Raw genomic sequence first — 3231 nt, forward strand, 5'->3', positions numbered from 1 at the left:
TCACTCCTCGCGCCGGAACTGCGCCGCATCCAGCCCCTGCCGCTTGAGCTTGTCGTACAGCGTCGCCTTGGGGATGCCCAGGTCCTTCGCCGCCTGGCCCACGTCGCCGTGCCGGCGCCGCAGCGACTCGGCCAGCAGGGTGCGCTCGATCTGCTCCATGTGCTCCGGCAGCGAGACGCCCCGGCCGCCGGCGCCCAGCGCGTCCGAGAACGACTCGCCCAGCAGCCCGAGCACGAAGCGGTCGGCCACGTTGCGCAGCTCGCGCACGTTGCCCGGCCACGCATGGCCGAGCAGCGCCGACAGCGCCTGCGTGTCGGGCACCGGCGCGCTCTGCCCGTAGCGCTGCGCCGCCTGCAGCGTGAAGTGCTCGAACAGCAGCGGGATGTCCTCGCGCCGCTCGCGCAGCGGCGGCAGCTCGATGAAGGCCACGCCCAGGCGGTAGTACAGGTCGGCGCGGAAGCGCCCCGCCTCGCTGGCCTCGCGCAGGTCGGTCTTGCTGGCGGCGACCACGCGGCAGTCCACCGGCACGGCCTGGTTAGAGCCCACGCGCTCGATGCTGCGCTCCTGCAGCGCGCGCAGCAGCTTGACCTGCACCGCCAGCGGCATGCTCTCGATCTCGTCGAGGAACAGCGTGCCGCCGTCGGCGTGCTCGAACTTGCCGATGCGGCGCTTGAGCGCGCCGGTGAAGGCGCCGGCCTCGTGGCCGAAGAGTTCGCTGTCGACCAGGTTCTCGGGCAGGCCGCCGCAGTTGACGGGCACGAAGTTCCCGTCGCGCCGGCGGCTGCGATCGTGCAGGCAGCGCGCCACCAGGTCCTTGCCGGTGCCGGTCTCGCCGTAGATCACCACGTCGGCCGGCGTCGCGGCCAGCGTGCGCACCGCCTGGCGCACGCGCTCCATGGCGGCGGAGCGGCCGATCAGCGCGGCCTGGATGCCGCTCCAGTCGTCCAGCTGCCGCCGCAGCGACGCCACTTCCAGCGCCAGCCGGCGCTGCTCGGCGGCGCGCCGCACCACCGACACCAGGCGCTCGGAGGCGAAGGGCTTCTCGATGAAGTCGTAGGCGCCGTCGCGCATGGCCTGCACCGCCATCGCGATGTCGCCGTGGCCGGTGGCGAGGATGACGGGCAACTGCGCGTCGAGCCGGTGCAGCTCGGCCAGCCACTCGGTGCCGCTCTTGCCGGGCAGCTTCACGTCGCACACGACGACGACCGGCGCGCCCTCGGCGACGGCGGCGCGCGCGGGCTCGACGGCGCCGAAGGCCTCGACCGCGAAGCCGGCCAGGTCCAGCGCCTGCGCGGCGCCCACGCGCACGTCCTCGTCGTCCTCGACCAGGATCACGCGGATGGGGTGCGGTGCGTCGTCGGCCATGTGGCGCTCATTCTGCCGCCGGCAGGTCCACCAGGAAGGCGGCGCCCATGCCGGGCGGCAGCTCCTCGCCGCGCGCCGGGCGCAGCGCGCCGCCGAAGGCCTGCACGATGTGCGCCGAGATCATCAGCCCCAGGCCCAGCCCGCGCCCGGCCGGCTTGGTGGTGAAGAAGGGCTCGAACAGGCGCGCCGCGACCTCGGGCGGGATCGGCGGGCCGCTGTTGGCGACGACGATGCGGCAGGGCGCGCCGGGCGGCGGCGCCGCGGCCTCGACGGCGATGCGCCGCGGCGCGCCGGCGGCGCCCTCGGCCATCGCGTCCAGCGCATTGCCCAGCAGGTTGCCCAGCACCTGCACCAGCCGCGTCTCCTCGGCCAGCACGGCGAGCGTGGGCGGGTGCAGCACCACGGCCACCGCCACGCCCATGTCGCGCACGCGCTGGGCGTGCAGCGCCAGCGCCTCGCGCACCGCCTTGTCCAGCGGCACCGGCTCGGGCGGCTCGGTGCGCTTGTGCGCGAACACCTTGAGCTGCGCGGTGAGCCGGCCCAGGCGCTGCACGAGCTGCGCGATGCGGCCCAGGTTGGCGCCGGCCTCCCCGGCGCGGCCGCGCTCCAGCAGCAGCACGGCGTTGTCGGAGAGGGTGCGCAGCGCCGCCAGCGGCTGGTTCAGCTCGTGCACCATGCCGGCCGACATCTGGCCCAGCACGGCGAGTTGGCCGGCATGCACCAGCTCGGCTTGCGCGGCGCGCAATTCGGCGGTGCGCTCCTGCACGCGGCGCTCCAGCGAGTCGTGCGCGGCCTGCAGCGCGGCGCGGCTGGCGAGCTGCTCGCGCACCATGCGTCGGCGCTGGCGCAGCACCAGCGCCGCCAGCAGCAGCACGGCGGTCAGCAGCGCGGCGCTGGCGGCGGCGCCGCGGGCGGCGGCGCGCACCGGCGCCTCGTCGCTCAGCAGCAGCAGGCGCCAGCGGCCGTCGTCGGCCGCGTGGCCGGTGGCGACGTAGGCCCGGCCCTCGAAGCGCACGCGCAGGGAGTGCGCGTCCAGCCGCTGCAGCTCGCGCCAGGCCAGCGGCGTGAGCGGCGCATCGCCGTAGCGCCGGGCCTGGGCCATCTCCTGCCGCGCGGCATCGTCCAGCGGCGCGAGCGGGCGGTATTTCCAGTCGGTGTGCGAGGCCAGCACCACCACGCCGCGCGAGTCCACCAGCAGCAGCTCGCCCTGCATCTGCGACCAGGCCTGCTCGGTGCGCCGCAGGTCCACCTTCACCGTCGCCACGCCGCGCAGCGGGCCGCCGCGCGGCAGCGCGTAGGCCAGGTAGTCGCCGGGCACGCCGCTGGTCACGCCCAGGCCGTAGAAGCGGCCGCGGCCGGTGGCCAGCGCGTCGCGGAAGTAGGGGCGGTAGGACAGGTCGCGCCCGGCCGGCGTGCCGGGCTGGCCGTCGTCGCTGGAGGCGGCGACGTAGCCGGTGGGGTCGAGCACGTAGAGGATCTCGGCGCCGGCGATGGCGTTGAGCGCGTGCAGGTAGCGGCTGGCCTCGGCGCGGCGCGCGGCGTCGCGCGGGGCGGCCAGCAGGTCCAGCACCTGGGGCGAGGTCTCCAGCAGCGCCGGCAAGAACTCGAAGCGCGCCAGCTCGCCTTCGAGCCGCGTGGCCTCCACGTCCAGCCGGTGGCTGGCCGCCTCGCCCAGCCGCGCCAGGCCGGCGCGCAGGGCCACGGCGTGGGCGCCCCAGGCCGCCAGGGCCACCAGCGCGAGCATGCCGGCCGCGCCGCTCAGCCGGCGCAGCCAGCGCCGGCCGCCTGCAGGGAAAGGCGGCGGGGCCGGCGCCGCGCCCCCGGTCGCTGCTGTCGTCGTTGCTGCTGCCACCGCCGCAGTATGGC

The 3231-nt window shown here is 76.1% G+C and carries 2 protein-coding genes; both read right to left on the reverse strand.

All coding sequences use genetic code 11. From position 1 onward, the window contains the following. Positions 1–1365, reverse strand: coding sequence for a sigma-54-dependent transcriptional regulator (locus ACIY1X_RS23555; protein ID WP_399685349.1), 1365 nt, complete (start codon positions 1363–1365; stop codon positions 1–3). A gap of 7 nt (positions 1366–1372) precedes the next feature. Then, on the reverse strand, positions 1373–3231 hold a 1859-nt coding region (locus ACIY1X_RS23560; protein ID WP_399685352.1), incomplete at its 5' end, for an ATP-binding protein.

The sequence above is a fragment of the Xenophilus sp. genome, assembly GCF_044462705.1.
GTDB classification, from domain to species: Bacteria; Pseudomonadota; Gammaproteobacteria; order Burkholderiales; family Burkholderiaceae_C; genus Xenophilus; species Xenophilus azovorans.